Raw genomic sequence first — 279 nt, 5'->3', positions numbered from 1 at the left:
ATCGGTAAGCAACAGCACTTCAGGAACGGTCAGCTGATGCATTTGATCCGGGTTCAGCTTGTTGCGCAGAGTCTGCACTTTCATACCCGCCCGCTGCGCCAGATCCGTCATGTTGTGCGTTAGCGCAAACTTGCGGCAGGCGTCGTCATATTCGTTATGGGTGGAAGTCTTAAAATCAAACATGGTCATTCCTTTGCTCAACTTAAATAATTAAGTTGTTACGCAGCTACGTATCTGCAATTGACACCTTGAGCGAGCAAACGCGCGCGGAAGGCAACC

General features: G+C 49.8%; 1 protein-coding gene. It reads right to left on the bottom strand.

Annotated features, from left to right (window positions below; genetic code table 11):
• Window positions 1-183: phage regulatory CII family protein (locus tag IU448_RS28610; protein WP_195058847.1), on the bottom strand; the 183-nt coding region annotated here is incomplete at its 3' end.
• Window positions 184-279 lie beyond the last annotated feature (96 nt).

Origin of the sequence: Nocardia flavorosea (genome assembly GCF_015477805.1) — a bacterium.
Lineage (GTDB): Bacteria > Actinomycetota > Actinomycetes > Mycobacteriales > Mycobacteriaceae > Nocardia > Nocardia flavorosea_A.
Note: the sequence above shows the minus strand (reverse complement) of the source record. Positions and strands in the feature narration are given on the sequence as shown.